General features: G+C 74.4%; 28 protein-coding genes. 15 read left to right on the forward strand and 13 right to left on the reverse strand.

Annotated features, from left to right (window positions below; genetic code table 11):
- The first annotated feature begins 104 nt into the window (after nt 1-104).
- Nucleotides 105-959, forward strand: a complete 855-nt coding sequence (locus ACBI99_RS31155; protein WP_219519052.1) for a PAC2 family protein — start codon at nt 105-107, stop codon at nt 957-959.
- Nucleotides 960-1,041: 82 nt separating this feature from the next.
- Here the strand turns inward: ACBI99_RS31155 and ACBI99_RS31160 are convergent, their stop codons facing one another.
- A complete protein-coding gene (locus ACBI99_RS31160; protein WP_375074126.1) occupies nt 1,042-1,896 on the reverse strand; it encodes a sirohydrochlorin chelatase in 855 nt (284 codons plus the stop codon).
- A 22-nt stretch (nt 1,897-1,918) separates the two neighbouring features.
- Nucleotides 1,919-3,058, reverse strand: coding sequence for a uroporphyrinogen-III synthase (locus ACBI99_RS31165; RefSeq protein ID WP_219519057.1), 1,140 nt, complete (start codon nt 3,056-3,058; stop codon nt 1,919-1,921).
- 238 nt (nt 3,059-3,296) lie between these two features.
- Between ACBI99_RS31165 and def the strand changes: the two genes are divergently transcribed.
- Nucleotides 3,297-3,779 carry a peptide deformylase gene (gene def / locus ACBI99_RS31170; protein ID WP_308126248.1) on the forward strand — a complete coding sequence of 161 codons (483 nt, stop codon included), beginning with the start codon at nt 3,297-3,299 and terminating at the stop codon, nt 3,777-3,779.
- On the opposite strand, the gene ACBI99_RS31175 is transcribed toward def, so the two are convergent.
- From ACBI99_RS31175 to ACBI99_RS31185, 3 genes are read right to left on the reverse strand one after another with little or no spacing between them, the layout of a single operon-like run.
- A complete protein-coding gene (locus tag ACBI99_RS31175; RefSeq protein ID WP_219519072.1) occupies nt 3,715-4,002 on the reverse strand; it encodes a WhiB family transcriptional regulator in 288 nt (95 codons plus the stop codon). The two genes, def and ACBI99_RS31175, sit on opposite strands and share 65 nt — an antisense overlap.
- Nucleotides 4,003-4,032: 30 nt before the next feature.
- Nucleotides 4,033-4,953: a glycosyltransferase gene (locus ACBI99_RS31180; RefSeq protein WP_357586789.1), complete on the reverse strand. Its 921-nt coding sequence runs from the start codon at nt 4,951-4,953 to the stop codon at nt 4,033-4,035.
- The gene (locus ACBI99_RS31185) at nt 4,950-5,531 is read right to left on the reverse strand and encodes an HAD-IIIA family hydrolase (protein ID WP_308126249.1); all 582 of its coding nucleotides are present in this window, start codon (nt 5,529-5,531) and stop codon (nt 4,950-4,952) included. The genes ACBI99_RS31180 and ACBI99_RS31185 overlap by 4 nt, the downstream gene beginning before the upstream one ends.
- 172 nt (nt 5,532-5,703) lie before the next feature.
- Between ACBI99_RS31185 and ACBI99_RS31190 the strand changes: the two genes are divergently transcribed.
- The 9 genes from ACBI99_RS31190 to ACBI99_RS31230 are packed head-to-tail and all read left to right on the forward strand — an operon-like array spanning nt 5,704 to nt 15,016.
- Nucleotides 5,704-7,335, forward strand: a complete 1,632-nt coding sequence (locus tag ACBI99_RS31190; protein ID WP_375074127.1) for a carbamoyltransferase — start codon at nt 5,704-5,706, stop codon at nt 7,333-7,335.
- Nucleotides 7,332-8,330 carry a glycosyltransferase family 2 protein gene (locus tag ACBI99_RS31195; RefSeq protein WP_375074128.1) on the forward strand — a complete coding sequence of 333 codons (999 nt, stop codon included), beginning with the start codon at nt 7,332-7,334 and terminating at the stop codon, nt 8,328-8,330. The genes ACBI99_RS31190 and ACBI99_RS31195 overlap by 4 nt, the downstream gene beginning before the upstream one ends.
- Nucleotides 8,327-9,442 carry a glycosyltransferase family 9 protein gene (locus ACBI99_RS31200; protein ID WP_375074129.1) on the forward strand — a complete coding sequence of 372 codons (1,116 nt, stop codon included), beginning with the start codon at nt 8,327-8,329 and terminating at the stop codon, nt 9,440-9,442. The genes ACBI99_RS31195 and ACBI99_RS31200 overlap by 4 nt, the downstream gene beginning before the upstream one ends.
- Nucleotides 9,439-10,626: a glycosyltransferase gene (locus ACBI99_RS31205; protein WP_357586783.1), complete on the forward strand. Its 1,188-nt coding sequence runs from the start codon at nt 9,439-9,441 to the stop codon at nt 10,624-10,626. The genes ACBI99_RS31200 and ACBI99_RS31205 overlap by 4 nt, the downstream gene beginning before the upstream one ends.
- A gap of 2 nt (nt 10,627-10,628) precedes the next feature.
- Nucleotides 10,629-11,177 (forward strand): SIS domain-containing protein, encoded by a 549-nt coding sequence (locus ACBI99_RS31210; protein ID WP_357586781.1) that lies wholly within the window; start codon nt 10,629-10,631, stop codon nt 11,175-11,177.
- A gap of 11 nt (nt 11,178-11,188) precedes the next feature.
- Nucleotides 11,189-12,511, forward strand: coding sequence for a PfkB family carbohydrate kinase (locus ACBI99_RS31215; protein ID WP_357586779.1), 1,323 nt, complete (start codon nt 11,189-11,191; stop codon nt 12,509-12,511).
- Nucleotides 12,508-13,182 (forward strand): SDR family oxidoreductase, encoded by a 675-nt coding sequence (locus tag ACBI99_RS31220; RefSeq protein WP_219505570.1) that lies wholly within the window; start codon nt 12,508-12,510, stop codon nt 13,180-13,182. The genes ACBI99_RS31215 and ACBI99_RS31220 overlap by 4 nt, the downstream gene beginning before the upstream one ends.
- Nucleotides 13,173-14,045 (forward strand): glycosyltransferase family 9 protein, encoded by an 873-nt coding sequence (locus ACBI99_RS31225; protein WP_357586777.1) that lies wholly within the window; start codon nt 13,173-13,175, stop codon nt 14,043-14,045. The genes ACBI99_RS31220 and ACBI99_RS31225 overlap by 10 nt, the downstream gene beginning before the upstream one ends.
- Nucleotides 14,042-15,016, forward strand: coding sequence for a UDP-glucuronic acid decarboxylase family protein (locus ACBI99_RS31230; RefSeq protein WP_219505574.1), 975 nt, complete (start codon nt 14,042-14,044; stop codon nt 15,014-15,016). The genes ACBI99_RS31225 and ACBI99_RS31230 overlap by 4 nt, the downstream gene beginning before the upstream one ends.
- A 56-nt stretch (nt 15,017-15,072) precedes the next feature.
- Here the strand turns inward: ACBI99_RS31230 and mshC are convergent, their stop codons facing one another.
- Genes mshC through ACBI99_RS31255 form a run of 5 tightly spaced genes read right to left on the reverse strand, consistent with a single transcriptional unit; the run spans nt 15,073 to nt 18,986 of the window.
- Complete coding sequence (gene mshC, locus ACBI99_RS31235; protein ID WP_219505576.1) at nt 15,073-16,296, reverse strand: cysteine--1-D-myo-inosityl 2-amino-2-deoxy-alpha-D-glucopyranoside ligase; 1,224 nt, start codon at nt 16,294-16,296, stop codon at nt 15,073-15,075.
- 10 nt (nt 16,297-16,306) lie between these two features.
- Nucleotides 16,307-16,957 (reverse strand): NRDE family protein, encoded by a 651-nt coding sequence (locus ACBI99_RS31240; RefSeq protein WP_357586775.1) that lies wholly within the window; start codon nt 16,955-16,957, stop codon nt 16,307-16,309.
- 23 nt (nt 16,958-16,980) lie between these two features.
- Nucleotides 16,981-17,745: an SCO1664 family protein gene (locus tag ACBI99_RS31245; protein WP_219505580.1), complete on the reverse strand. Its 765-nt coding sequence runs from the start codon at nt 17,743-17,745 to the stop codon at nt 16,981-16,983.
- Complete coding sequence (locus tag ACBI99_RS31250; RefSeq protein ID WP_219505583.1) at nt 17,742-18,290, reverse strand: DUF3090 domain-containing protein; 549 nt, start codon at nt 18,288-18,290, stop codon at nt 17,742-17,744. The genes ACBI99_RS31245 and ACBI99_RS31250 overlap by 4 nt, the downstream gene beginning before the upstream one ends.
- 9 nt (nt 18,291-18,299) lie before the next feature.
- Nucleotides 18,300-18,986, reverse strand: a complete 687-nt coding sequence (locus ACBI99_RS31255; protein WP_219505584.1) for an MSMEG_4193 family putative phosphomutase — start codon at nt 18,984-18,986, stop codon at nt 18,300-18,302.
- Nucleotides 18,987-19,050: 64 nt separating this feature from the next.
- On the opposite strand from ACBI99_RS31255, the gene ACBI99_RS31260 reads away from it, so the two are divergent.
- Together ACBI99_RS31260 and ACBI99_RS31265 are read left to right on the forward strand one after the other, a co-directional pair.
- Nucleotides 19,051-19,998 carry an aldo/keto reductase gene (locus ACBI99_RS31260; RefSeq protein WP_219505586.1) on the forward strand — a complete coding sequence of 316 codons (948 nt, stop codon included), beginning with the start codon at nt 19,051-19,053 and terminating at the stop codon, nt 19,996-19,998.
- A gap of 127 nt (nt 19,999-20,125) precedes the next feature.
- Nucleotides 20,126-21,028 carry a hypothetical protein gene (locus ACBI99_RS31265; RefSeq protein WP_219505588.1) on the forward strand — a complete coding sequence of 301 codons (903 nt, stop codon included), beginning with the start codon at nt 20,126-20,128 and terminating at the stop codon, nt 21,026-21,028.
- Nucleotides 21,029-21,089: 61 nt separating this feature from the next.
- Here the strand turns inward: ACBI99_RS31265 and fabI are convergent, their stop codons facing one another.
- The gene (gene fabI / locus ACBI99_RS31270; RefSeq protein WP_219505590.1) at nt 21,090-21,854 is read right to left on the reverse strand and encodes an enoyl-ACP reductase FabI; all 765 of its coding nucleotides are present in this window, start codon (nt 21,852-21,854) and stop codon (nt 21,090-21,092) included.
- A gap of 1 nt (nt 21,855) precedes the next feature.
- A complete protein-coding gene (fabG, locus tag ACBI99_RS31275; RefSeq protein WP_219505592.1) occupies nt 21,856-22,551 on the reverse strand; it encodes a 3-oxoacyl-ACP reductase FabG in 696 nt (231 codons plus the stop codon).
- Between the two features lie 77 nt (nt 22,552-22,628).
- Here fabG and ACBI99_RS31280 point away from each other — a divergent pair, with 77 nt between their 5' ends.
- Together ACBI99_RS31280 and ACBI99_RS31285 are read left to right on the forward strand one after the other, a co-directional pair.
- On the forward strand, nt 22,629-24,122 hold the full coding sequence (locus ACBI99_RS31280) for a TldD/PmbA family protein (RefSeq protein ID WP_219505594.1): 1,494 nt from the start codon (nt 22,629-22,631) through the stop codon (nt 24,120-24,122).
- On the forward strand, nt 24,119-25,489 hold the full coding sequence (locus ACBI99_RS31285) for a metallopeptidase TldD-related protein (RefSeq protein WP_308125772.1): 1,371 nt from the start codon (nt 24,119-24,121) through the stop codon (nt 25,487-25,489). Before ACBI99_RS31280 ends, ACBI99_RS31285 begins: the two co-directional genes overlap by 4 nt.
- Here the strand turns inward: ACBI99_RS31285 and ACBI99_RS31290 are convergent.
- Nucleotides 25,473-26,543: a carcinine hydrolase/isopenicillin-N N-acyltransferase family protein gene (locus tag ACBI99_RS31290; protein ID WP_375074130.1), complete on the reverse strand. Its 1,071-nt coding sequence runs from the start codon at nt 26,541-26,543 to the stop codon at nt 25,473-25,475. The two genes, ACBI99_RS31285 and ACBI99_RS31290, sit on opposite strands and share 17 nt — an antisense overlap.
- Nucleotides 26,544-26,628 lie beyond the last annotated feature (85 nt).

Here is a 26,628-nt window from a genome sequence, read left to right on the forward strand (position 1 = left end):
CGGGATGCCCCTCAGGGCACGCGGCGCTGATCACGCTTACCGAGTGACATGAGAGGGCCCCCACCGCATAGGCTTAGCGGGATGGCGGAGACAGGAGGCGACACGTGATCGAGCTCGAAGGGCTCCCCGAGCTCGTCGACCCGGTGCTCATTGCCGCGTTCGAGGGGTGGAACGACGCGGGCGAGGCTTCGAGCGGTGTGATCGCCCATCTCGAGTCCGCGTGGAAGGCCGAGCCGCTGGCCGAGCTCGACCCGGACGACTACTACGACTTCCAGGTCACCCGTCCCGTCGTGGAGATGGGCGAGGGCCTGACGCGGTCGATCGTGTGGCCGACGACCCGCCTGCTGCGCGCCCGGCCGCCGGGCAGCGAGCGTGACGTGGTGCTGCTGCGCGGCATCGAGCCCAACATGCGCTGGCGCGCGTTCTGCGCCGACATCGTGGAGGTCTGCCGCGAGCTGGGGGTGGAGCTGGCCGTGATGCTGGGGGCGCTGCTCAACGACTCCCCCCACACCCGGCCGGTGCCGATCCTGGGCGGGGCCACCGACGAGGCGCTGGCCCGCTCGACCAACCTGGAGCTGAGCCGCTACGAGGGCCCGACGGGCATCGTGGGGGTGCTGCAGCACGCGTTCGGCGAGGCGGGGCTGGGCGCGATCACGCTGTGGGCGTCGGTGCCGCACTACGTGGCCCAGCCGCCCAACCCGAAGGCCACGCTGGCGCTGCTGCGCCGCCTGGAGGACGTGCTGGAGATCCCGATGCCGCTGGGCGACCTCGACGAGGAGGCCCGCGCCTGGGAGCACGGCGTCGACGAGCTCGCCTCGCAGGACAGCGAGGTGGCCGAGTACGTCAAGGAGCTGGAGGAGCGCAAGGACGCGGCGGAGCTGCCGGAGGCGAGCGGTGACGCGATCGCCGCCGAGTTCGAGCGCTACCTGCGGCGCCGCGACCGCGACACGGACTCCTGACCCGTACGGCCTCCCGTACGGCCTCCCGTCTTTCGCGGGAACGGCACCCGGGGTTGCTGCCGGTCGGGTGGGTCCACCGGGCCTACATCGAGCCGGTCGCCGGCGCGTACGGCGTGACCGGCCGGGACGCGAGCGCCGGGGAGACCGCCCGGGAGCCGGGGCCGTCCGGCCGGGCGCGTACGGCGGCGTCGTAGCGGAGCCAGACGAGGTCGGCCACGCCGGGGGCGGGGCCGAGGGGGGCGCTGACCACGTCCGCGCCGGAGTCGCGCAGCCGGGCGTGGAAGAACCCGGGGGCCAGCAGGTAGGAGGCGACGGCGACGCGCGGTGAGCGGGCGCGGGCGAGCGCCTCGCCCAGCGACGGGGAGCCACTGGAGACGAACGCGGCGGTGACGGGCCGCGCCAGGCGCGCGCTGAGGAGGCGGGCGGCGGCGCGGACGTCGGCGAGCCCGGCCGGGTCGGACGAGCCGGCCGCGCCGAGGACGACCGCGTCGCCGGCGCGCAGCCCCGCCTGTGCCAGGCGGCCGGCCAGGGCGGCGGTGAGCAGGTCGTGCGGGCCCAGCCGGTCGGCCACGACGGCGCCGGGGCGGTGCGCGGCGACGACGGCGGGCAGGTCGACGTGCAGGTGGTAGCCGCCGGCGAGCAGCAGCGGGACGACGACGACCGGGCCGGGCGCGGCGGCCAGCACGGCCGGGAGCGGCGGGGAGCTGATCTCCAGGTAGGCGAGCTCGACGCGGACGCCGGGCCGGGCCCGCCGCACGGCCCCGGCCAGCGCCGCCAGGGTCCGCTCCCCCTCCCGGCTACGCGTCCCGTGCGCGGCCAGCACGAGCGAAGGAGGCGCCGGCCTGCCGCTCAGCACCAGCGAAGGGGGCGTCGGCCTGCCGCTCAGCGGAAGCGAAGGGGTCGCCGGCCTGCCGGTCGGCGGGGGTGCGGGGGTCATGGGCCTGCCTTACGGGTGCGGGTCATGGGGCGGGGTCGTAGGCGCAGGCCAGGCGGTAGCCGCGTTTGACGACCGTCTCGACGATGCCGCCGGGGCCGAGGGCGCGGCGCAGGCGGGTGACGGCCATCTCGACGGCGTGCTCGGCCGACTCCTTGGCGGCGCTGCCCGGCAGCACGGTGCGCAGGTCGGCGCGGGAGACGACGTGGCCGGGCTTGGCGGCCAGGCGTTTGAGCACGGCCATCGGGGCGGGCGGCAGCGGCCTGAGCTCGCCGTCGACGACGGCCGCGTGGCCGCGGATCTCCACCCGGTGCCCGCCGGCGTCCAGGCGGGTGACGGCGTGCTCCGGCAGGTGCCTGGCCAGGGCGCGGGCCAGCGCGCCGAGCCGGGAGCGGTCGGGCTGCAGCGTGGGGACGCCGCGCTCGGTCAGCGGCGCGGCGGTGACCGGCCCGACGCAGGCGGCCACGACGGGCCCGGCGAACGCGGCCAGCAGCCCCTCCTCCAGCCCGTCGGCCCGGGCCGCGCCGAGCATGGCGTGCACGGCGGGCGCGCTGGTGAAGGCGACGGCGTCGACCGCGCCGGAGACGGCCTGGCTGATGAGGCGGCGCAGCGGCGACGGGTCGCGGTAGGGCAGCCACCGGTAGACGGGGATCTCGATCACCTCGGCCCCCGCGGCGCGCAGGGCGTCGGCGAAGCCGGTGAGGGGCTCGCCGTGCTGCTGCACCGCGATACGGCGGCCGCGCAGGTCCTGGGCGAGCAGGTGGTCCTTCACCTCGTCGCAGGACTCGGCGGGCGCGGTCCAGTGGTCGTTCAGCCCGGCGGCGCGGACGGCTCCCCTGGCCTTGGGGCCGCGGGTGAGCAGCCGGGCGTGTGACAGGTGCTCGGCCAGGTCGCCGGAGAGCCCCCAGCCCTCGGCGGCGGCCATCCAGCCGCGGAAGCCGACCCCGGTGGTGATCACCACGTCGTGGAGCGGTCCGTCCAGGGTGAGGCGGGTGGCGGCGAGCAGGTCGGCGTCCTCGGCGAGCGGCACGAGCCTGATCGCGGGGGCGCTCAGCACGCGGGCGCCCCGCCGTTCGAGCAGCGCGCCGAACTCCTCGCGCCGCCGGGTGGCGGTGACGCCGACGGTGAAGCCCGCCAGCGCGTCGGGCGCGGTCTCCAGGATCATGCGGGCACCTCGCCGGCGGGGCGGGGCATCACACGGGTGAGAGCCGATGGTGAAATCACGTCTTCGATCCTGCGATCGGGGCGTTTCGGCACTGTTACCGCCGTGCTAAAAGCACTGTTACCGCTGGGACCGTGGGGGGCTGTCACCGTGGTGCCACAAGCCCGGATCCGCGCGGTTGGCGGGGCTCGCGCCGGGGAAACCCCTTGGGAGTGCGACGCGACGTATCGGGGAGTTTCGGGTGACGGTGCCTATCCGGATGTTCGGCGACCCGGCGCTGCGCGTGGTGTCGGAGCCGGTGAAGGACTTCGACCGCGAGCTGCGCAAGCTGGTCAAGTCCCTGACGGCGACGCTGCGTGCCGGTCAGGGCCGGGCCGGGCTGGCCGCTCCTCAGCTCGGGGTGCCGCTGCGCGTGCTGGTCTACGCCTACGACGGCGCGCAGGGCCATCTGGTCAATCCGAGGCTGGAGCTGTCGGAGCGCCGGATCACGGCGGACGAGGCGTGCCTGTCGGCGCCGGGCGTGTGGTGGCCGCTGGAGCGGGCGTACATGGTGACAGCGCGCGGCCGTGACATGTTCGGCAAGCCGGTGACCGTGCGCGCGCTCGGGGTGCTGGCCCGGGTCATGCAGCACGAGGTCGACCATCTCGACGGGGTGTTGTTCAGCGACCACCTCGAAGAGGACGAGCGGGCGCGGTTCCTGGCGGCGGCAACGCCTTCGGGATGAGGGCCCGCCGCTGGTCGGGGTCGGTGCCGCCCCAGACGCCGTGCGCCTGGCGGCTGCTGATCGCGTAGTCGAGGCAGGGTCTGCGCACAGGGCAGTCGCGGCAGATCGCCTTGGCGCGTTCCACCTGCGAGCGGCCGGGGCCCTGGTGCGAGATCGGGAAGAACAGCTCAGGGTCCAGGTCCAGGCAGGCTGCCCTGCGTGACCATTCGAGCGTCGTCGTCATGCCCATCGCGCCTACCCAGGCGAAATCGGGTCATACCTCTTCGAGCAGCTGGTCCCAGTCACGCAGGAACCTGTCGAGCCCGTACCGGGACAGGGCGGCGGCGCGGGCGGCCTTGCCCGCCTGCGCGGCCCGCTCGGGGTCGTCGGCGAAGCCCCTGAGCGCGTCGGCGAGCACGTCCACGCGGGTGGAGACGACGCCCGCCTCCGGCGGCACCGCCTCGACGGCCTCGGTGGCGGCCAGCGCCACGACGGGCATGCCGAGCGTCATCGCCTCGATCAGCGCCAGCCCGAGCGAGGTCCAGCGGTAGGGGTGCAGGTAGACGCGCCGCCGCGCCAGCTCGGCGTGCATGGCGTGCTGCGGCAGGTCCTCGTACGTGCCGTAGGGCAGGCCGTCGACCTTCATGCCGAACAGGTCGAGCGGCGCCGCGGCGGCGAAGCGCGGCAGCAGGTCGGTCCCGGCCACGCGGGTGCGCCGGACGGGCTCGTTGACCACGACGCCGGCCCGGCGCAGCTCGCCGGTGTAGAGGTGGCCGGGGTCGGGCACGCCGTGCTCGATCACCCGGGTGGGCGCCCGGCCGTTGTCCCAGAACAGCTCGTTGAAGTACGTGACGTGCACCAGCGGGACGTCGTCGCGCCCGGCCAGCGGGTGCCGCGTCTCGGGCACGTCGCCCTTGGGCGTGTTGTGCTCGACGTAGACGCCGGGCAGGTCGCGGCCGAGCCAGTCGCGGGCCAGCTCCAGCTCGTGCGGCCGCTGGTAGACGACCAGGTCGATCGGCTCGTCGCGGAGCCGGTCCCAGGGCACCTCGCGGGCGGCGGCGGGCCAGTCGTAGGTGGCCGCCCGCCCCCGGCCGTCGGGACCACGGCCGGGGACGAGCGGGATGACGTAGTCGTGGCGGCCCTGGACGAACGCGGTCGTCCACGAGCCGTGCACGTGCCAGAGCAGGATCCTCACCAGTGGCTCCAGTCCACGTGGCGGGCGTCCTGGCCGGCGGCGACGGTGACGGTGTCGCTCAGCACGCGGTCGGCGACGTCGATGAGGTCGGCGGCCACCTCGGCGGCCCGGTCGATCTCCTCCTGGAGGGTCAGCGCCGTGGGCACCATGATGCCGCGGGCGCCCGCCGCCCTGGCGGCCTCCATGTCCCTGCCGATGTCGCCCACGACGACGCAGTCGCGCGGGCTCACGTCGAGCACCGCGGCCGCCCTGATCACCAGGCCGGGCGCGGGTTTGCGGCAGGTGCAGCCGTCGCCGTCGTCGTGGACGCAGATCGCCCACGCGTCGAACGGCCCGAGCAGCTCCTCCACGCGGGCGTTCACCTGTTCCATCTCGTCGGCCGTCAGCAGGCCCTTGGCCACGCCCGACTGGTTGGTCACGACCGCCACCGGCACGTCGGCGCGCCGCAGCCTGCCGAGGGCTTCCAGCGCGCCCGGCATCGGGATCACCCGGGCCGGGTCGCCGTTGTACGGGACGTCCCTGATCAGGGTCCCGTCACGGTCGAAGAGCACGGCCCCGGGACGTCGTTGTTCGAACACTGCCCACCTCCGTCGCGTGCCTCGCAGCTACCCGGCCGCATGTCCGGCAAACAACTACTTAGAGTAATCAACCACCCTTTGGCGCAGGGCGTTTCCGCATTTCCCGGGATCGGGTCATGTTTGAGAGCCGCTCCTCTCGGTAGCGGTTCTCCCATCCGCAGGGGGAGGACTGATGAGATTTCTCGGCATCAACGCGATCTTCCACGACCCGGCCGCCGCGCTCGTGGTGAACGGCAAGGTGGTCGCCGCCGCGGAGGAGGAGCGGTTCAGCCGCCGCAAGCACGGCAAGCGCCCGCTGCCGTTCTCCGCGTGGGAGCTGCCGGAGCAGGCCGCCGCCTGGTGCCTGCGCGAGGCGGGGATCGGGCCCGAGGACGTCGACGCCGTGGCCTACTCCTACGACCCCGCCCTGGTCCGGCAGGCGCCCGACGGCGACTGGGAGGAGCTGCGCACCCGCTACGCGGTGCGCGCCCCGCTGTTCCTGGCCACGGCACTGCCCGGGCTGGACCCGGCGCAGGTGCGGTACGTGCCGCACCACGTGGCCCACGCCGCCTCGGCCGGGCTCGCCTCACCGTGGCGCGACTGCGCGGTGCTGGTGTGCGACGGGCGCGGCGAGGACGTCTCCCACCTGGCCGGCCGCTACCGCGACGGCGAGCTGGAGGTGCTGGCCACGCAGCGGCTGCCGCACTCGCTCGGCCTGCTGTACGAGGAGGTCACCGAGCACCTGGGCTTCATGCGCTCCAGCGACGAGTACAAGGTCATGGCGATGGCCTCCTACGGGACGCCGCGCCACCTGGCCGAGCTGCGTGAGCTGATCTGCTCCACCGGCGACGGCGGCTTCCGCGCCGGGCCCGTCGACTGGAACGGCTACGCCAAGGCCCTGCAGAAGGGCGAGCCGTGGACCGCCGACCACGCCGACCTGGCCGCCAGCGTGCAGACGCGGCTGGAGGAGGTGCTGCTGGAGCTGGCCGCCTGGCTGCACGAGCGCACCGGCGAACGGCGGCTCGCGCTGGCCGGGGGTGTCGCGCTGAACTGCGTGGCCAACACCCGGCTGCTGGCCGAGGGGCCCTTCGACGAGGTGTGGGTGCAGCCGGCCGCCGGCGACTCCGGCACCGCGCTCGGCGGCGCCCTGCACCTGGCGCAGGCGTACGGCGAGCCCGCCGCGCCGATGACCAGCGCCGCGCTCGGGCGCGGGTTCACCGACGAGGAGCTGGGCGCGTGGCTGGAGGTGGCCCGGGTGCCGCACTCGCGGCCCGCCGACCTGGCCGCCGCCGTGGCCGCCGAGCTCGCCGCCGACCGGATCGTCGCCTGGTTCCAGGGGCGTTCCGAGTACGGGCCGCGCGCCCTGGGGCAGCGGTCGCTGCTGGCCCATCCCGGGCACGCGCGCAACACCGAACGGCTCAACGACGTCAAGGGGCGCGAGCAGTTCCGGCCGATCGCGCCGATGGTGCTGGAGTCGCGGGCCGGCGAGATCTTCGGGCGGGGGCCGACGCCCTCGCCGTACATGCTGTTCGTGCACGACGTGCATCCCGACTGGCGCGACCGCATCCCGGCCGTGGTGCACGTGGACGGGACCGCCCGCATCCAGACGGTCTCCCCCGCCGCGCAACCGCTGATGGCGCGGGTGCTGGCCGAGTTCGAGTGCCTGACCGGGCTGCCGGTGGTGGTGAACACGAGCCTCAACACGGCGGGGCGGCCCATGGTGGACGACCCGCGTGACGCCCTGGAGTGCTTCGGCTCCTCGCCCGTCGAGGTGCTGGCGCTCGGCCCGTACCTGGTGCGGCGCGCGGAGGTGTTCGGATCATGATCACCGTGGTGATCCCCACGATCGGGCGGCCGTCCCTGGCGGCCACGCTCGACGCGCTGGGGACGGACCTGCCGATCATCGTGGCCGACGACCGGCGCACCGGCTCGCCGCCGCTCGCGCTGCCGTCCCACGTCCGCGTCGTGCGCTCGGGCGGGCGGGGGCCGGCGGCGGCCCGCAACGCCGGCTGGCGGCTCGCCAGGACGCCGTGGGTGGCGTTCCTGGACGACGACGTGGTGCCGGAGCCCGGGTGGGCCGAGGCGGTCTGGAAGGACCTGGCCGACCTGCCGGACGACGTGGCGGGCAGCCAGGGCCGCATCGTGGTGCCGCTGCCCCGCGACCGGCCGCCCACCGACGCCGAACGGCACACCGCCGGGCTGCAGACGGCCGAGTGGCCGACGGCCGACATGGCCTACCGGCTGTCGGCGCTGGAGATCGTGAGGGGCTTCGACGAGCGCTTCCCGCGCGCGTACCGGGAGGACGCGGACCTGGCGCTGCGGGTGCGGGCGGCGGGGCACCGGCTGGTGCGGGGCTCGCGCGTGACCGTGCACCCGCTGCGGCAGGACGGTTACTGGTCCAGCGTGCGCTTCCAGCGGGGCAACGCCGACGACGCGCTGATGCGGCGCCTGCACGGGCGCGGCTGGCGGGCGGCGATCGGCGGCCCGCGCGGCCGCCTGCGCCGCCACGCCGTCACCACGGCCCTCGGCCTGACGGCCCTCGCCCTGGCCGCCACCGCCGCCGCGCTCCCCGCCGTCCGCCGCACGCCGGCCGCGACCGGGCGCGCCACCCGGGCGGCGTACGGGAGCCGCAAGCTGGCGTGGGCGGCCGGGGCGGCGGCCGCGGGGTGGGCGGCGATGACGGCGGAGTTCGCGTGGGCGCGGATCGCGCCCGGCCCGCGGACGCCCGCCGAGGTGGCGCGGATGGCCGTCACCAGCGTCGTGATCCCGCCGGTCGCCTGCGCGCACCGGCTTCGAGGGGAATGGAGGGTACGGCGATGAGCGCTGCGGTGCTGTCACGGGCCCGCCCGCAGGCACAGCCGGCCGCCGAGAGCGAGCCGGCGGGCCGCGGGCCGCGGCGCGGCCGGGGCCGGGTGCTGGTCGCGCGGCTCGACGACGCCGGGGACGTGCTGCTGGCCGGACCAGCCGTGCGGGCGGTCCGGGAGGGCGCCCGCGAGGTGGTGATGCTGGCCGGCCCGCACGGCCGGGCGGCGGCCGAGCTGTTGCCCGGGGTGGATCGGGTGATCGAGTGGCGGGCCCCGTGGATCGACCACGACCCGCCGGCCGTGGACGCCGACCGGGTGAACGAGCTGGTCCGGCGGGTGCGCGGCATCGACGAGGCGCTGATCCTCACGTCCTTCCACCAGTCGGCGCTGCCGCTGGCCCTGCTGCTGCGGCTGGCCGGGGTGCGCCGCATCTCGGCGATCAGCAACGACTACCCCGGCTCGCTGCTCGACGTGCGTCACGTCGTGGACGAGAGCCAGGACGTGCCGGAGGCCGAGCGGATGCTCGAACTGGCCCGCGCCGCCGGGTTCGAACTCGCGCCCGGCGACGACGGCAGACTCGCAGTTCGGCGGCCACTTCCGGATATGAGCCGCCAGATCGGGCAGGCACTGAGCGCCGGCGGCGTTGCCGGCAAAGGCGCGTATGTCGTGGTGCACCCGGGGACCACCGCCCCCGCCCGGTCCTGGCCCGCAGAAAAGCACCGCCAGACCGTGAAGGAGCTGGTCGACGACGGGCATCGCGTCGTCGTCACCGGCAAGGAACGCGAGCTCACCGCCTTCGTCGCCCACCAGGTCGCCGCCGACCTGGGCGGCAGGACGACGTTCGCCGAGCTGGCGGCCGTGATCGAGGGCGCGTCGGTGCTGGTGGCCGGCAACACCGGCCCCGCGCACCTGGCGGCCGCGGTCGGCACCCCGGTCGTCAGCCTGTTCGCTCCCGTCGTCCCGGCCGCCCGCTGGGCTCCGTACGGCGTGCCGGTGGTGCTTCTCGGTGACCAGCAGGCGCCCTGCCGCGCGAGCAGGGCGCGCCTGTGCCCGGTACCCGGGCATCCGTGCCTGTCAGAGGTGACGAGTGAGCAGGTGGTCAAGGCAGTAAGGGAGCTGGCGCAGTGAAGATCGATCTCATCTCGGAGCATGCCGATCCGCTGGCCGCCGTGGGCGGCGTCGACTCGGGCGGCCAGAACGTGTACGTCGCCGCGCTGGCCGTGGCGCTGGCCGGGCGCGGCCACTCGGTGGTCGTGCACACCCGCCGGTCCGATCCCGTCCGTCCCGTCTCGGTGCCGCTCGCGCCGGGCGTCACGGTCTCCTACGTCCAGGCGGGGCCGCTCGCCCCGGTGCCCAAGGACGAGCTTCCCCCGTACATGCCGGAGTTCACCGAGCGGCTGGCCGAGCGGTGGGCGCGCCGCCGGCCGGACGTGGTGCACGCGCACTTCTGGATGAGCGGGCAGGCGGCGCTGGAGGCCGCCGACGGGGTGCCGGTGGTGCAGACGTTCCACGCGCTGGGCACGGTCAAGCGGCGCTGGCAGGGCGGTGCCGACACCAGCCCGGCGCACCGGATCGCCACCGAGCGTGAGATCGGCGAGCGGGCCGACGCGATCCTGGCGACCTGCCGGGACGAGGTGCTGGAGCTGCGCGCGATGGGCGTGCCCGAGCGGCGGATCACCGTGGTGCCGTGCGGGGTGGACGTGGACGCGTTCCGCCCGGACGGGCCGGTCGCGCCGCGCGACGGGCGGCCGCTGGTGCTCAGCATCGGCCGGCTGGTGCCGCGCAAGGGCGTCGACACGGTGATCGCGGCGCTGCGCAGGCTGCCGGACGCCGACCTGGTGATCGCCGGCGGGCGGGCCGACGACGAGGAGGCGGTGCGGCTGCGCGACCTGGCCGGCCGCTACGGGCTGGCCGACCGGGTGCGGGTGATCGGCAGCGTGCCGCGCGAGGACGTGCCGGCGCTGATGCGCTCGGCCGACGTGCTCGTCGCGGTGCCCTGGTATGAGCCGTTCGGGATGGTGCCGGTGGAGGCGATGGCGTGCGGGGTGCCGGTGGTGGCCTCGGCCGTCGGCGGCCACCTGGACACGGTGGCCGGGGCGGGCCTGCTCGTGCCGCCGCGCCGCCCGCGCGCCCTGGCCAGGGCGCTGCGCGACGTGCTCGACAACCCGGACAGGCGCCGCGAGCTGGGCGAGGCGGGAGCCCGCCGGGCCCGCGACCGGTACGGCTGGCCGAGGGTCGCCGAGCTGACCGAGGCCGTGTACACGCAGGTCATCGACGGCCAGCCGCGCCGTCTGGCCGCTCTTGGGGGGTAGCCATGGACACGCATCTGGAGAAGCTCCGCACCGCCCTGGCGCGGGTCGACGGCCACGCGGTCACGGTCCGCGCCTGGGGCGGCAAGCTGGCGGGCGTGCTGTCGGCCGGCGGCCGGCTGCTGGCCTGCGGCAACGGCGGGTCGGCGGCCGAGGCGCAGCACCTGACGGCCGAGCTGGTCGGCAGGTTCAAGGACGACAGGCAGCCGTACGCGGCGATCCCGCTGCACGCCGACACCTCCTCGATGACCGCGATCGTCAACGACTACGGCGCCGACGAGGTGTACGCCCGCCAGGTGCGGGCGCACGGCCGGCCCGGTGACGTGCTGGTGTGCCTGTCGACCAGCGGCGGCAGCACGAACGTGATCAACGCGGCGCTGGCGGCGCAGGAGGCCGGCATCCTCGCCTGGGCGCTGACCGGGCCCGCGCCGAACCCGCTGGCCGACGTCTGCGACGAGACCGTCGCCGTGCCGTTCGACGACACGGCCACCGTCCAGGAGGTCCACCTCGCGATGATCCACATGCTCTGCGACGCGGTCGAAGAGGCGCTGTGATGGGGCCGCTCGTGGTGATCGGGGACACGCTGCTCGACGTGGACGTCGAGGGCGAGACCGAGCGCCTGTGCCCCGACGCGCCCGTGCCGGTGGTGGACGTGGCCGCCGAGCGCGCCCGGCCCGGCGGCGCGGGCCTGGCGGCGCTGCTCGCCTCCCGCGACGGCGCCGACGTGGTGCTGATCACCGCGATCGGCGACGACCCGGCCGGCCGCCGCCTGTGCGGGCTGCTGGCCGACGAGCTGGAGCTGGTCCGCCTTCCGCTGCGCGGCGGCACCGTACGCAAGACGAGGATCAGGTCGCGCGGCCAGACGCTGCTGCGGATCGACACCGGCGACGGCCGGGCCAGGCGGGCGCCCGAGCACGCCAGGGCGGCCGAGGCGGTCGCCGGGGCGGGCGCGGTGCTGGTCGCCGACTACGGCCGGGGCGTCGCCCGGGTCGCGCTGGAGCTGCTGCGGGGCGTGGACGTGCCGGTCGTGTGGGACCCGCACCCGAAGGGCGAGCGGCCCCCGGCGGGCTGCGCCCTGGTCACGCCGAGCGAGGCGGAGGCGCGCGGCCTGTGCCCCGGCCCCTACCCCGGCCCCGACCGGGCCGCCCGGCGGCTGCTGCGCGAGCTGGACGCCCGGGCGGTCGCCGTGACGGCCGGGACGCGTGGCGCCTCGCTGGCGCGGCGCGACGGCTCCCTCACCAGGATTCCGGCGCCCGTGCTGGCCACCGGCCAGGACGTGTGCGGCGCCGGTGACCGGCTCGCGAGCGCCGCCGCGCTCGCCCTGCGGGCCGGCGCGGACGTGGAGGAGGCGGTGACGATCGGCGTCGGCGAGGCTTCGCGCTTCGTCGCGCGCGGCGGCGCCGCCGCGGTCCGCGTCCAGGAGCAGGAGCTGGGCGACCGGCCGCGCACCGCGGTCGAGGTGGCCGAGCTCACCCGGGCCTCCGGCGGGCGGCTGATCGCCACCGGGGGCTGCTTCGACCTGCTGCACGCCGGGCACGTGAGCCTGCTGCGGCGGGCCAGGGCGCTGGGCGACGCGCTCGTCGTCTGCGTCAACTCCGACGCGTCGGTGCGCAGGCTCAAGGGCCCCGCCCGGCCGGTCGTGGACGTCCGCGACCGGGTCGAGGTGCTGCGCGCGCTGAGCTGCGTGGACGCGGTGCTGGTGTTCGACGAGGACACCCCCGTGGACGCGATCGAGCTGCTCCGCCCCGACGTGTGGGTGAAGGGCGGCGACTACGAGGGCGGGAACCTGCCCGAATCCGAGGTCCTGGCAGGGCTCGGCGCGGAAACGGTCGTGCTGAGCCTGCTGCCGGGACGGTCGACCACGAATCTGATCAGGGAGATCCGATGAACGTATTGATCACGGGAGGCGCGTCCGGGCTCGGCCTGGCCACGGCGGAAGCGGTGGAGAAGGAGGGCTGGCGTCCGCTGGTCGTCGACGTGCGCGACCCCGACCAGCGCTTCGAGCACGTGACCGCCGACCTGGCCGACCGGGGCGAGGCCGAGCGGGCGGTGCGGGAGCTGGCCGAGCGGGCCGGCGGCCTGGACGCCGTCGTCACCGCCGCGGGCATCGACGCGTGCGGGCGGCTGGAGGACGTGCCCGCCGACGACTGGGAGCGGGTGATCCGGGTGAACCTGCTCGGCACGGCCGCGGTCGTCCGGGCGGCGCTGCCGCACCTGAAGGCGTCGCGGGGCCGGGTCGTCACCTGCGCCTCGACTCTCGGGCTGCGGCCGCTCAGCGACGCCTCGGCCTACAGCGCGTCGAAGTTCGGCGTCGTCGGCTTCACCCGGGCGCTGGCGCTGGAGATGCGCGGCGAGATCGGCGTGACGCTGCTGGTGCCGGGCGGCATGCGGACGAGCTTCTTCGACGGCCGCCCCGAACAGTACAAGCCGGGCCCCGAGGCCGGGCTGAACGACCCGGCGGACGTCGCCAGGACGGTGGTGTTCGCGCTGTCGCAACCGGCCGGCTGCGAGATCAGGGAGCTCGTCATCTGCCCCGGCACGGAGACGTCATGGCCCTAGAACTGCTGGTGCTGCGCGGGCTGGGACTGGGCGACCTGCTGACGGCCGTCCCCCCGCTGCGCGCGCTGCGCCAGGCCTTCCCGGAGCACCGGATCACGCTCGCCGCGCCCGCCGTGCTGGGCCCGCTGCTGCCGTTCATCGGGGCGGTGGACGCGCACCTCGACGTGTCGGGGCCGGGGCCGGTGCCGTTCGAGCGGCCCGACATCGCGGTCAACCTGCACGGCAAGGGCCCGCAGAGCATCGAGGCGCTGCGCCGTACCGGCCCGGGCAGGCTGATCAGCTACGGGACGGGCCCCGCCTGGCGCGACGACCTGCACGAGGTGCGGCGCTGGTGCGAGCTGCTGGAATGGCACGGCATCCCCGCCGACCCGGACGACCTGACGCTCGGCGTCTCCGACCGGACCGGCCCGGCGATCGTGCACCCGGGCGCCGCCTACCCGGCGCGCCGGTGGCCGCCGGAGCGGTTCGCCCGGGTGGCGGCGGCGCTGGACGACGTGGTCGTCACCGGCAGCGCCGCCGAGGTCGGCATCGCCCGGCGGGTCGCCGAGCTGGCCGGGCTGCCGCCGGAACGGATGCTGGCCGGCCGCACCGACCTGGCCGACCTGATCGACCTCGTCGGCCGGGCCCGGCTGGTCGTGTGCGGCGACACCGGCGTCGCCCACCTGGCGACCGCGTTCTGCGTGCCGTCGGTGGTGCTGTTCGGGCCGGTGTCGCCCGCGCTGTGGGGGCCGCCGCCCGGCTGGCGGCACGTCGCGCTCTGGGCGGGCCGCAACGGGGACCCGCACGGGGAACGGCCCGACCCGGGGCTGCTGAAGATCGAAGTATCCGAAGTCGTCGACGCCGCAATGGAGGTCACGTCATGAGGGCGCTGGTCACCGGAGGAGCCGGGTTCCTCGGCTCCTACCTGTGCGAGCGGCTGCTGGACGAGGGGGCGGACGTGGTCTGCATGGACAGCTTCCTCACCGGCGGCCCACGCAACGTGGAACACCTGATCGACCGGCCGTCGTTCCGCATCATCGAATGCGACCTGACCGGCTACGTGCACGTGCCCGACCGGCTGGACCTGGTCCTGCACTTCGCCTCGGCCGCCTCTCCGGCCGACTACCTGCGCTACCCGATCGAGACGCTGCGCGTCGGCAGCGTCGGCACCCTGCACGCGCTCGGGCTGGCCCGGGAGAAGGGCGCGCGGTTCGTGCTCGCCTCCACCAGCGAGGTGTACGGCGACCCGCTGGAGCACCCGCAGCGCGAGACGTACTGGGGCAACGTCAACCCGGTCGGCCCGCGCAGCGTCTACGACGAGGCCAAGCGCTTCGCCGAGTCGCTGACCACGGCCTACCGGCACGCCCGGGGCACCGACACGGGCATCGTGCGGATCTTCAACACGTACGGGCCCCGGATGCGGCCGTTCGACGGCCGGGCGATCCCGACGTTCATCCGGCAGGCGCTCATGGGCGAGCCGATCACGATCACCGGTGACGGCTCGCAGACCCGGTCGATCTGCTATGTGGACGACACGGTGTCGGGCATCCTGGCGATGGCGGCCAGCGACTTCGCCGGGCCGGTGAACATCGGCAACCCGGACGAGCTGACCATGCTGGAGCTGGCCACGATGGTCAGGGACCTGAGCGGGTCGTCGTCGCCGATCGAGTTCATCGACCGGCCGGCCGACGACCCCCGGGTGCGCCGGCCGGACACGTCGCTGGCGGCCGAGCGGCTCGGCTGGAAGGCCCAGGTGCCCGCCGAGGAGGGGCTGCGGCGGACCATCGAGTGGTTCTCGGCCGAGCTCGCCGGCTTCACCCCGGCGGCCCCCATGGCCGCCGAGGCGGGCGCCTGACCGGCCGCCCCGCCACCACGGGGCGCGCCCGTCAGCGCCACCACGGGCCGCGCCCGTCAGAGGGCGATGCCGAGGAGGGCGTCGGTGAGGTCGCGGACCAGGGCCGGGGCGCCGGGGTCGGTGCCCCGGCCCGCCAGCGCCTCCTCCGCCCAGGCGTCGACGGCGGCGAGCGCGCCGGGGGCGTCCAGGTCGTCGGCGAGCCGCTCGCGCACGGCCGCGAGCACGTCGCCGGCGGGCGGGGCGGCGGCGAGCGCCACGGCCGAGCGCCAGCGCTCCAGCCGCGCCTCGGCCTCGGCGAGCATCGCCGGCACGTATCCCCAGTCGGCCCGGTAGTGGTGGGCGAGCAGCACGAGCCGGATCGCCATCGGGTCGTGGGCGGCCCGCAGCTTGGACACGAACACCAGGTTGCCCTTGGACTTCGACATCTTCTCGCCGTCGAGCCCCACCATGCCGGCGTGGGTGTAGAAGCGGGCGAAGGGCCACTCCCCCGTGGCCGCGTGGCCCTCGGAGGCGCCGCACTCGTGATGCGGGAAGATCAGGTCGGAGCCGCCCCCGGCGACGTCGTAGCCGGCGCCCAGGTGGTCGAGGGCGATGGAGGTGCACTCGACGTGCCAGCCGGGCCGCCCCCGCCCCAGCGGTGAGTCCCAGGCGGGCTCGCCGGGCCGCTCGGCGCGCCACAGCAGCCAGTCGAGCGGGTGGCGCTTGCCGGGCCGCTCGGGGTCGCCGCCGCGCTCGGCGAACAGCGTGAGCATCTCGGCCTCGCCGTAGCCGGACACCTGCCCGAACTTGGGGGCGTCGGCGACGCTGAAGTAGACGTCGCCGTCGAGGTCGTAGGTGACGCCCTTGGCGCCGAGGCCGGCGATGAGATCGGCGACCCGGTCGACGACCTCGGTGACGCCCACGTACTCGCGCGGCGGCAGGATGCGCAGCGCCTCCATGTCGGTGCGGAACAGCTCGATCTCGCGCTCGGCCAGGCTCTGCCAGGCGACGCCGGTGCTCTCGGCCCGCTCCAGCAGCGGGTCGTCCACGTCGGTGGCGTTCTGCGTGTAGTGCACCTCGTGTCCGGCGTCGCGCCAGAGGCGGCCGACGAGGTCGAAGGCGAGGTAGGTGTTGGCGTGCCCCAGGTGCGTGGCGTCATAGGGGGTGATGCCGCACACGTACATCCGGGCGGTGGGGCCCGGGTCGGTCTGCCGCACCTGCTTGGCCGCGGTGTCGTAGAGCCGCAGCGGGACGCTCTCACCGGGCAGCTTGGGGATGTTGGGGGCGGACCACGATCTCATGTCTTCGAGCCTATCCGTCCCGATCAGCTGTCATGTCGGTGAAGTCGTACGTCACTCCGCCGGTGTCGAGCGTGAGCAGGGTGACACTGAGCGTGGTGAAGCGGCGGCCGTCGGGCAGCGTGTGGTCGACGATGAGCGCGGCGGGGTCGGCGGAGGGCGGATCGGTGATCAGCTCGTGCCAGTCGGCGGTGCTCGCGAACCGGGGCAGGAACGCGGTGACGCGCTCGCTGGCGGGGTCGAGGCCGCTGTTGACGATCATGCTGGTGCCGTCGGGCAGGCCGGTCGTGGTGAGCCGTACGCCGTCCCAGGTGAACAGGCGGGCCCGGCCGGGGTCGGCGAGCACCAGGTGGAAGGGGTCGTAGCGGGTCAGGTCGAGGTCGGGCAGGTCGCCGGCGGCGACGGCGCGCAGCGGCAGGTCGCCGCGGGAGACCTTGACGGCGTCGGGGGCCTCGCGGCCGCGGCCGTTGAGGAGCGCGGCGGCGCGCCGGGCGGACGGGTCGACCGCCAGCCAGGTGCCGCCGGCCTTGAGGTCACGCCCGCCGACCACGCCGGGGTAGTCGGGCCAGTGCTCGCCGGGGCCCTCCCAGGGGCGGTCGGCGAACTCGTCGCGCACCCCCATGAGGGTGAGGGGCAGGCCCGTTCTCACGATCACCGTACACATGCGGCAAAGCGTAGTAAACGGGATTAGATGGGCGGCCAGGGGATGGCAGGCCAGCCCTCGGAGGGCGAGGGGTGCACGCCGGTGTCGAGGAGCTTGCGCACCCGCTTCCACGTCGCCTCCACCTCCGCGAGCGTCAGCAGCTCGCGCAGCCGGCGGCCGAGCGAGCCCGACTCCAGGTCGCGCTCCAGTTTGGCGAGCACCGCCACCGCCTCGCGGGCCAGCGGCTTGCCGCGCCACTGCCACAGCACGGTGCGCAGTTTGTCCTCCACGGCGAAGCAGACGCCGTGGTCGACGCCGTAGACGTGGCCGGTGGGCATCGGCAGCAGGTGGCCGCCCTTGCGGTCGGCGTTGTTGACGATCGCGTCGAACACCGCCATCCGCCGCACCACCGGGTTGCGGCTGCGCACCAGCCGCATCAGGTCGACCTCGCGCTCGGTGTCGATCCAGAGCTGGCACATGCCGGGACCGAACGGCCCGTCGCGGTAGACCGTGGGCGGCACGACGTGCCAGCCGGTCGCCTGGGAGACCTCGAAGGCCGCGACCTCGCGGGCGGCCAGGGTGCCGTCGGGGAAGTCCCACAGCGGCCGCTCGCCGCGCACCGGCTTGTAGACGCAGGCGACGCTGCGCGAGCCGAGTGTGACCGAGCAGTAGAGGGTCATGTTGGTGGCTTCGACGAGGCGGCCGGCCACCTCCAGGCGGCCGTCGCGGAGCAGCTTGAGCGTCTCCTCCTCGTTCATGGCCGTGGGAGGGGTGGGCCTGACGGCCGGCTCGCTCTCCGGAGCGGTCATGAAGCCGCCTCACCTCCGCGGTAGCCGTTGAGACGTACGCACACGTGACCCGTGGCGTCGAGCGGCTGCCCGCAGAGCGGGCACGGCGGGCGTCCCGCCGACACGATCTTGAGCGCCCGCTGGGTGAAGGCGCGGGCGGCCCCGGCGCTGATGCGCACCCGCAGCACCGCGGGCTCGGGCGCGTCGAGGTCGTCCTCGTCGACGACCTCCTGGGCCTCGATGACGACCTGGGAGCTCTCCTCGTCCCAGGACAGCGCCATCGTGCCGACCCTGAACTCCTCCGACACCGGGACGTCGAGGGGGCCGTCGTCGGCCAGGTCGGCGGGGGCGATGGCCGGCACCCGGGCGGTGCCGCCGCTGAGCCGCAGGACCTCGTCGAGCATCTCGTCGAGCCTGTCGGCGAGCGCGGCGACCTGCAGCTTCTCCAGCGCCACGGTGGTCAGTCTGCCCTCGGCCCTGGCCTGCAGAAAGAAGGCTCGTGCGCCCGGCCGCCCGAGGGCGCCAGCCACGAACCTCTCCGGTGGGTCGTAGTCGAAGACCGGCATAGCCTGACCTTACGTGGTCCCGGGCCCGCCGCCGACGGCGGCATCGCTCCCGGTGGAGTTTTCTCCCCCGTCTTTCTCCTCCGAATCCTCGGGCAACCGCAATTCCCCCATATCGTTAACTCTGAGAACAAAGGGACGCAAGGGGGCATAGCGAATCACGGTGAGAGCCGCCGGATCAGCAGTTATCCGCTGAAAGTGATCGAGGTGGAGCCCCAGAGCGTCGGCCACGATCGCCTTGATCACGTCTCCGTGGCTGCACGCCAGGTAGACAGCCTTCTCCCCCAGGCGTCTATTCCACTCCCGGACCGCCGCCACGGCCCGCGCCTGCATCGCCGCGAGCGACTCGCCGCCGGGGAACTCGGCGGCGCTCGGGTGGGCCTGGACGACCGGCCAGAGCGGCTCCCGCGCCAGCTCCTTGAGCGCGCGCCCGGTCCAGGCGCCGTAGTCGCACTCGATCAGCCGCTCGTCGGTCAGCACCGTCAGGCCGCGGCCGCCGGCCACCGCCTCGGCCGTCTCCACGCAGCGCTCCAGCGGGCTGGAGACGATCGCGTCGAGCCGTACGGAGGCGACGCGCCCGGCCAGCGCGGCGGCCTGCGCCCGGCCCGCGTCACTGAGGTGCACCCCCGGGGTGCGGCCCGCCAGGATCGGCCCCGTCAGGTCGGTGAGCCCGTGGCGGGCCAGAAGCAGCGTCGTCACGACCCAAGTGTCGCAGGCGTCTATCACGGCGTTTCACCCACCCGAGCGGTAACCTGGCGGGATCATGGAGCAGCGCTATGTCGGCCGCAGCGGCCTGTCGGTGTCCCGGATGGGCCTCGGCACGATGACGTGGGGGCGTGACACCGACGCGGACGACGCCGTGGCCCAGCTGCGCACGTTCATGGACGCGGGCGGCACACTGGTCGACACCGCCGACGTCTACACCGGCGGCGACGCCGAGCGGCTGCTGGGCCGGATGCTGCGCGACTCGGTGCCGCGGGCCGAGCTGGTGATCTCGACCAAGGCCGTGGTGACCCCGCTGGGGCGCCGGCCGCGCGACGCCTCCCGGCGTCACCTGATCGCCGCCGTCGACGACTCGCTCGGCCGGCTCGGGCTCGACTACGTGGACCTGTGGCAGCTGCACACCTACGACGCCGAGGTGCCGCTGGAGGAGACGCTGGCCGCGGTCGACGCGATCGTCTCCTCGGGGCGGGCCGTCTACGCGGGCGTGTGCGACTACACCGGCTGGCAGCTCGCCGCGGCGGCCGTGACGCAGCGCGCGACCCCGGGGCGGGTGCCGATCACCGCCGTGCAGGCCGAATACTCGCTGCTGGCCCGCGACCCCGAGCGCGAGCTGCTGCCCGCCGCCCAGCACTGCGGGGTCGGCGTGCTGGCCTGGTCGCCGCTCGGCCGGGGCGTGCTGACGGGCAAGTACCGGACGGGCATCCCGGCCGATTCCCGGGCCGCCACGCCGCATTTCGCGGATTTCGTCCGCCCGTATCTCGACGAACGCAGCCGCCGGGTGGTGGAATCGGTCATGACCGCGGCCGACGGGCTGGGGGTCTCGCCCTTGGCCGTCGCGCTGTCCTGGGTGCGCGACCAGCCCGGGGTGGCCTCGGCGATCGTCGGCGCCCGCACGCTGGCGCAGCTCAGGAGCACCCTCCCGGCCGAGGACGTGGTGCTGCCGATCGAGATCCGAGAGGCCCTGGATGACGTGTCGTCACCCGATTGACGGCGAACGAGAGCTCAACTCGCGTATCACTAGTCGATACCGAATCGCAACATTAACGGGAAAACACCTGCGTCTGATGGCCGATGTCCATAAAGATTTCCTCCGGGAGCGATTCGGGAGGGGACGAATGGGGAGCAGGAGCGCCATCTCGGCCGGGGTGCTGGCGATGGCGCTGGCGGCCGTGCCGGTCGCGGCGCCACCCGCCCAGGCCGCCGACTGCGAGCGCGGCGGCGGACTGCTCTCCGGGGTGACCGACAGCCTGTGCGGCGTCGTCGAGGCGGTCACCGGCACCGTCGACCAGCTCACCGGCGGGCTCACCGATCCGGTGACCGACGGGCTCGACAAGACCACCGACACGGTGCTCGGCACGGTCGGCGAGGCGGTCCCCACCGGCCGGCCGCGCGCCTCCGGCAAGCCGTCCGGCAAACCCGCCGCCACGCCCGACCCCCCGGGCCCCGTCGAGCCGCCCGAGCCGCCCGACCCGAAGGTCACCGAGCTGCTGCCGGAGCCGCTCGACGAGGTGTGCCTGCCGGTGGTGGGCTGCGACGAGGACGGCGTGCTCGGCGGCCTCACCACGCCGACGCCGACGACGACCGGCCCTGACGACGGCGAGGACGACCGGCCCGCCGACGAGCGCGGGCGGCGCGAGGACACCACGGCCGTGCCCGCCGAGGTCGTCACCACTCCGCCGGGCGACACGGTCGTGCCGCCGGACAACCAGCCGCACCTGATCGACTCCCGGCAGGAGCCGGTGGGCGACAAGCCGTCGGCCGACCCGGAGGACTTCCGGATCGACCTGCTGTGGCCCAACCCGTTCGCCGAGGAGTTAGGCCTGCCCGCCGACGAGCGGCCCGTCGTACGGCCCTCCACCCGCGCCTCCGACGTGGTCGGCACGGCGCTGACGATCATCCTGCTCGCCACGGCCGTGGCCGCCACCCGCATCGTGCAGCAGCGGCGTCACCGCCGCGAGCAGAGCGAGACCATCCCCTTCGAGCCGGCGCGCGGCAACGGCCTCCACCGGCTCGCCTGACCCGCCCGCCGGGCGCGCCCGCCCGGCGTCAGGCCGGCTCTGCGGGCCGGATCTCCGGCGGTCAGGCGCCGATCGCGTGGACGCCGCCGTCGACGTGCACGATCTCGCCCGTCGTGGCCGGGAACCAGTCGGACATCAGCGCCACGCACGCGCGGGCCGCCGGCATCGTGTCGGCCAGGTCCCAGCCGAGCGGGGCCTTCTCCGGCCAGCTGTCCTCGAACTCCTTGAAGCCCGGGATCGACTTGGCGGCCATCGTGCGCAGCGGCCCGGCGGCCACCAGGTTGGCCCGGATGCCCTGCTTGCCCAGGTCACGGGCCAGGTAGCGGTTGCACGACTCCAGGCCGGCCTTGGCCACGCCCATCCAGTCGTAGACCGGCCACGCCTTGGTCGCGTCGAAGTCGAGGCCGACGACCGCGCCGCCCTCCTTCATCAGCGGCAGGCAGGCCACGGCCAGCGCCTTGTAGGAGTAGGTCGACACGTGCACGGCGGTGGCGACGTCCTCCCAGGTGGTGTTGAGGAAGTTGCCGCCGAGCGCCGTCTGCGGGGCGAAGCCGATGGAGTGGACGACGCCGTCGAGGCCGTCGACGTGCTCGCCCACCCGGGCCGCCAGCGACTCGAGGTGCTCGGTGTTCTGCACGTCGAGCTCCAGCACCGGCGCCGGGGCGGGCAGCCGCTTGGCGATCCGCTCGACCAGGCTGAGCCGGCCGAACCCGGTGAGCACCACGGTGGCGCCCTCCTGCTGCGCCAGCTTGGCGACCGAGAAGGCGATCGAGGCGTCGGTGAGCACGCCGGTCACCAGGATGCGCTTGCCTTCGAGAAGTCCCATGTCAGTGCCCCATTCCGAGTCCGCCGTCGACGGGGATCACGGCCCCGGTGATGTAGGAGGCGTCGTCGCTCGCCAGGAAGCGCACGACGCGGGCGACCTCGGAGGGGGTCGCCTGCCTGCCGAGCGGGATGTTCTTGACGATCGCGTCGGTGTCGAGCTCGGCCGTCATGTCGGTGGCCACGAAGCCGGGCGAGACGACGTTGACGGTGATGCCGCGCGAACCGTACTCGCGGGCCATGGAGCGGGCGAAGCCGATCAGCCCGGCCTTGGAGGCGGCGTAGTTGGTCTGGCCCGCCTGGCCGAGCATGGCGATGACGGAGGAGACGAGGATGACGCGGCCGCGCTTGAGCTTCATCATCGGGCGGATGGCCCGCTTGGCGACGCGGAAGGCGCCGGTCAGGTTGGCGTCGACGACGTCGGTGAAGGTCTCCTCCTTCATCATCGCCAGCAGCGTGTCCTTGGTGATGCCGGCGTTGGAGACGAGCACCTCGACGGGGCCGTGCTCGGCCTCGACCTTGTCGAAGGCGGCCTCGACGTCGGCCATGCTGGTGACGTCGCAGCGGACGCCGAACAGCCCTTCAGGCGGCTCCCCCGATCGGTAGGTGACGGCGACGGCGTCGCCGGCCGCGGCCAGTTCGCGGGCGATCGCGAGGCCGATGCCGCGATTGCCTCCTGTGACGAGTACAGAGCGTGCCATGAGAACTGACGCTATCTCCTACCGGCCGGTACCGGCTTGTCCGGGGGATACAAGATCACAGCGTTAGGATCGTGGACATGCGCCAGATCGATGACGATTTCCTCGCGCTGCCGCTCAGACGGCTCGCGGACGCCGCCCTGCAACGCGCACGCGAGCTGGGCGCGGAGCACGCCGACTTCCGGCTCGAACGCATCAGAGCCGAGACCCTGAGCCTCTACGACGCGCGCCTGGAGGGCGCCGCCGACGCCGACGACCTCGGCTACGCCGTGCGCGTGGTCAAGGGCGGCACCTGGGGGTTCGCCGCCGGGATCGACCTGACCCCCGAGGCCGCCGCGCGGGTGGCCGAGCAGGCGGTGCGGGTCGCGGAGGTGAGCGCCCCGATCAACCGTGAGCCGATCGAGCTCGCGCCCGAGCCGGTGCACGGCGAGGTCACCTGGGTGTCGTCCTACGACGTCGACCCGTTCGACGTGCCGTCGGCCGACAAGGTGGCGCTGCTGGCCGACTGGTCGGCGGGCCTGCTCAAGGGCGCCGACCACGTGTCGGCGCGGCTGCTGCAGGTCAAGGAGCAGAAGTTCTACGCCGACACGGCCGGCACCGTGACGACGCAGCAGCGGGTGCGGGTGCATCCCGTGCTCAACGCCATGAAGGCGTCGGAGACCGGCTTCGACGACATGTCCACGATCGCGCCGCCGGTCGGCCGGGGCTACGAGTATCTGACCGGCACGGGCTGGGACTGGGCGGCGGAGCTGGCCGCGCTGCCGGAGCTGCTGGCCGAGAAGCTGGCCGCGCCGTCGGTCGAGGCGGGCGACTACGACCTGGTGATCCACCCGTCCAACCTGTGGCTGACCATCCACGAGTCGATCGGCCACGCGACCGAGCTCGACCGGGCGCTCGGCTACGAGGCCGCCTACGCCGGCACCAGCTTCGCCACCTTCGACCAGCTCGGCGAGCTGGTCTACGGTTCGCCGCTGATGAACGTGACCGGCGACCGCACCGTCGAGCACGGCCTGGCCACCATCGGCTACGACGACGAGGGCGTGCAGGGGCAGAGCTTCGACATCGTCAAGGACGGCGTCCTGGTCGGCTACCAGCTCGACCGGCGGATGGCGCTGATGAAGGGCCTGGGCCGCTCCAACGGCTGCGCCTTCGCCGACTCGCCCGGCCACATGCCGATCCAGCGCATGGCCAACGTGTCGCTGGCCGCCGCGCCCGGTGGCCCGTCGACGGAGGAGCTCATCTCCGGCGTGGAGCGCGGCATCTACATCGTCGGCGACAAGAGCTGGTCGATCGACATGCAGCGCTACAATTTCCAGTTCACCGGTCAGCGCGCGTACCGGATCTCCCACGGCGAGCTCGCCGGGCAGGTCCGCGACTTCGCCTACCAGGCCACCACCACCGACTTCTGGCAGTCGATGGAACGCGTCGGCGGCCCGCAGACGTACGTGCTCGGCGGGGCCTTCAACTGCGGCAAGGGCCAGCCGGGGCAGGTGGCGCCGGTCAGCCACGGCTGCCCGTCGGCCCTGTTCAGGAACGTACGGATACTCAACACCGTTCAGGAGGGCGGAAAGTGACTCCCCAGGAGATGGTGGAGCGGGCCCTGGAGCTCTCCACGGCCGACGGCTGCGTGGTGCTGGTGGACGAGGAGTCCACCGCCAACCTGCGCTTCGCCGGCAACACGCTGACGACCAACGGCGTGGCGCGCTCCAGCCGGCTGACCGTGATCTCGATCGCCGGGCGGGGCGTGGGCGTCGTGTCGCGCGCCGCGGTGCGGCCCGAGCAGCTCGCCGCCGTGGTGGCCGCCGCCGACGCGACCGCGCGCGACGCGCAGCCGGCCGAGGACGCGGGCGAGCTCGTCGCGGGCGGCCCGGCGAGCGCGTCGTGGGACGGCCCGGTGACGCCGACCGACATCGAGGTGTTCCGCGGGTTCGCGCCGGCGCTCGGCGAGGCGTTCGCCTCCGCCGAGGCGGGCGGCAGGAGGCTGTACGGGTTCGCCGAGCACACGCTGACCACGACGTTCCTCGGCAGCTCGACCGGGCTGCGGCTGCGCCACGACCAGCCGTCGGGGCGGCTGGAGCTCAACGCCAAGTCCGCCGACCTCAAGCGCTCGGCGTGGGCCGGGGTGGCCACGCGCGACTTCACCGACGTGGACGTGGCCGCCCTCGACGCGGGGCTGGCGCAGCGGCTCGACTGGGCCAAGACGCGCGTCGACCTCCCGGCGGGCCGCTACGAGACGCTGCTGCCCCCGACGGCGGTCGCCGACCTGATGGTCTACCTGTTCTGGTCCGCCGGCGCCAGGGACGCGCTGGACGGCCGCTCGGTGTTCTCCAAGCCGGGCGGCGGCACCCGGGTCGGCGAGCGGATCGCCACGCTGCCCGTGACGCTGTCGAGCGACCCGGCGGCGCCCGGGATCGGCTGCGCGCCGTTCGTGACGGCACGCTCGTCCAGCAGGGAGAGCTCGGTCTTCGACAACGGGCTGCCGTTGTCGGCCACCGACTGGATCGCCGACGGCCGGCTGGAGGCGCTGCTGCAGACGCGCTACTCGGCCGGGCTGAGCGGCCTGCCGGTGACGCCCTCCGTCGACAACCTGATCATGAAGGGGCCGGAGGGCGGCCGCTCCCTGGAGGAGATGATCGCCTCCACCGAGCGCGGCCTGCTGCTGACCTGCCTGTGGTACATCCGCCAGGTCGACCCGCAGACGCTGCTGCTGACCGGGCTCACCCGCGACGGCGTCTACCTGGTCGAGCACGGCGAGGTCGTGGGCGAGGTGAACAACTTCCGGTTCAACGAGAGCCCGGTCGACCTGCTGGGCCGCCTCACGGAGGTGGGCGCGCCGGAGCAGACGCTGCCGCGCGAGTGGGGCGACTACTTCACGCGGGCGGTCATGCCGCCGGTGCGGGTGCCCGACTTCAACATGTCGACGGTCAGCCAGGCGAGCTGATCGCCAGCTCGTGCACACGGCCCCAGCGCTGCCCGGTGACCAGCCGGGCGGTGCCGGCCGTCAGGTCGTACACGACCGACCAGCGCGTGTGCGGCTGCGCCACCCGGCGCAGCAGGGCCAGGGGGTCGGCGCCGGCCCCCTGGCTGAGCGCGCGGTAGCGGGGATCGGCCAGGCGGGTGGCGCGGCTCGCGCCGGTCATGGTGATGTTGGTCAGCACGCGGTCCTCGATGACGTTGAGCCTGCCGTCGCCGTACTCGACGACCGCCGAGCGGCCCGAGCGGTCGCCGATCAGGTAGTGCACCTGCGGGCCGCCGGAGAAGTCGACGTCGTAGCGGCGCATGAGGGCGACCGCCTCGTCCACGGTGGCGGCCCGGTCCAGGAGCAGCCGCATGACGCGGGCGCTGCCGACCGTCGTGCGTCCCGGCGCGCGGGCGGGCAGCAGCGCGTCGGGCACCTGGGCGAGGCCGACGGCCAGGCCCTTCTCGTTCATGCCGTCGAACGGCGCCAGCACCGCGTGCGCCAGCCGCCGCCGGTCGGCCGGGTCACCGAGGTCCGGGGCGCCGCCGTGGCCGAGCACGTACGAGACGTCCGAGATCGACAGTGAGGCGTACCCTCCCGGCGGCCGGGCGTGCACCACCATCGCCGGGTGCGGGTCCCAGTCGAAGTTGCGGCCGAACACCGGGCCGGCCTCGCCGGGCTGCAGGAACAGCGAGCAGGCCCACGCGTCGTCGCGGCGGGCGAGCTCCTGCTCGGTGAGGGGCGCCTCGGCGTCGTAGCCGCCGTGGAAGGTCATCTCGTACAGCGGCAGGTCGTCCAGCCGGCGCAGGCTCGCCGCCGTACGGGCCGCCTCGGCGGCGCTCTGGCGCAGGACAGGGGCCGGGGCAGGCTCCTGTGACCGCGGCGGGGTCTGCCCGGCGACCTCCCGCGGCGTGGCGGTCGTCCCGCAGGCGGCGAGGGCGCAGGCGAGCACGACGGCGAGCACAGCGCTGAGCACAGCGCCGGGCACAGCGGCCAGGGCAGGCGGTGCGGGCGGGAGCGCGGGGCGGCGGCGCATGACCGCAGTGTGAACGGCCCGCGCCGCCCCTGTCACGTCCCGCACGGAACCGTGACAGAGACGGCGTTTCCCGTGTGTCCCCGGG

Source organism: Nonomuraea sp. ATR24 (assembly GCF_041950485.1).
Taxonomy (GTDB): Bacteria; Actinomycetota; Actinomycetes; order Streptosporangiales; family Streptosporangiaceae; genus Nonomuraea; species Nonomuraea ceibae.

Coding starts and splice junctions, on each gene's coding strand:
- ACBI99_RS31260 (WP_219505586.1), top strand. CDS start 19,051: ATGGAGCAGCGCTATGTCGGCCGCAGCGGCCTGTCGGTGTCCCGGATG.
- ACBI99_RS31280 (WP_219505594.1), top strand. CDS start 22,629: ATGCGCCAGATCGATGACGATTTCCTCGCGCTGCCGCTCAGACGGCTC.
- ACBI99_RS31160 (WP_375074126.1), bottom strand. CDS start 1,896: ATGACCCCCGCACCCCCGCCGACCGGCAGGCCGGCGACCCCTTCGCTT.
- ACBI99_RS31190 (WP_375074127.1), top strand. CDS start 5,704: ATGAGATTTCTCGGCATCAACGCGATCTTCCACGACCCGGCCGCCGCG.
- ACBI99_RS31230 (WP_219505574.1), top strand. CDS start 14,042: ATGAGGGCGCTGGTCACCGGAGGAGCCGGGTTCCTCGGCTCCTACCTG.
- mshC (WP_219505576.1), bottom strand. CDS start 16,296: ATGAGATCGTGGTCCGCCCCCAACATCCCCAAGCTGCCCGGTGAGAGC.
- ACBI99_RS31165 (WP_219519057.1), bottom strand. CDS start 3,058: ATGATCCTGGAGACCGCGCCCGACGCGCTGGCGGGCTTCACCGTCGGC.
- fabI (WP_219505590.1), bottom strand. CDS start 21,854: ATGGGACTTCTCGAAGGCAAGCGCATCCTGGTGACCGGCGTGCTCACC.
- ACBI99_RS31200 (WP_375074129.1), top strand. CDS start 8,327: ATGAGCGCTGCGGTGCTGTCACGGGCCCGCCCGCAGGCACAGCCGGCC.
- ACBI99_RS31210 (WP_357586781.1), top strand. CDS start 10,629: ATGGACACGCATCTGGAGAAGCTCCGCACCGCCCTGGCGCGGGTCGAC.
- ACBI99_RS31225 (WP_357586777.1), top strand. CDS start 13,173: ATGGCCCTAGAACTGCTGGTGCTGCGCGGGCTGGGACTGGGCGACCTG.
- fabG (WP_219505592.1), bottom strand. CDS start 22,551: ATGGCACGCTCTGTACTCGTCACAGGAGGCAATCGCGGCATCGGCCTC.
- ACBI99_RS31250 (WP_219505583.1), bottom strand. CDS start 18,290: ATGCCGGTCTTCGACTACGACCCACCGGAGAGGTTCGTGGCTGGCGCC.
- ACBI99_RS31290 (WP_375074130.1), bottom strand. CDS start 26,543: ATGCGCCGCCGCCCCGCGCTCCCGCCCGCACCGCCTGCCCTGGCCGCT.
- ACBI99_RS31245 (WP_219505580.1), bottom strand. CDS start 17,745: ATGACCGCTCCGGAGAGCGAGCCGGCCGTCAGGCCCACCCCTCCCACG.
- ACBI99_RS31265 (WP_219505588.1), top strand. CDS start 20,126: ATGGGGAGCAGGAGCGCCATCTCGGCCGGGGTGCTGGCGATGGCGCTG.
- ACBI99_RS31195 (WP_375074128.1), top strand. CDS start 7,332: ATGATCACCGTGGTGATCCCCACGATCGGGCGGCCGTCCCTGGCGGCC.
- ACBI99_RS31220 (WP_219505570.1), top strand. CDS start 12,508: ATGAACGTATTGATCACGGGAGGCGCGTCCGGGCTCGGCCTGGCCACG.
- ACBI99_RS31240 (WP_357586775.1), bottom strand. CDS start 16,957: ATGTGTACGGTGATCGTGAGAACGGGCCTGCCCCTCACCCTCATGGGG.
- ACBI99_RS31175 (WP_219519072.1), bottom strand. CDS start 4,002: ATGACGACGACGCTCGAATGGTCACGCAGGGCAGCCTGCCTGGACCTG.